The sequence below is a fragment of the Tamlana crocina genome (assembly GCF_012037625.1).
In genome coordinates this window covers 1-293 of record NZ_JAAVJS010000798.1, presented here as the reverse complement: position 1 = coordinate 293, position 293 = coordinate 1, and the positions used below count along the sequence as shown (strand labels likewise).

Genomic DNA, 293 nt, shown 5'->3' with positions numbered 1-293 from the left:
CATTTTCTCTTGCTGGGGCTTAATGGAGCCTTTTTGACCGGGGACATTTTCAACCTCTATGTATGGTTCGAGATCATCATCATTACCTCTTTCGTTTTGCTTACAATTGGTGGTGAAAAGGCACAGCTGGAAGGTGCTGTAAAATATTTTACGCTGAATATTCTTGCATCTATAATTTTTCTAACCGCAATAGCAGTTTTATACGGTCTCACCGGAAGCCTGAATATGGCCGACCTCGCAGCAAAAGTGGCTGCTGTCGAAAACCGGACGCTTGTACAGGTGAATGCGCTGTT

General features: G+C 44.0%; 1 protein-coding gene. It reads left to right on the top strand.

Annotated elements, in window-relative coordinates:
• On the top strand, nucleotides 1-293 hold a 293-nt coding region (locus HC176_RS19045), incomplete at both ends, for a proton-conducting transporter transmembrane domain-containing protein (RefSeq protein WP_280818731.1).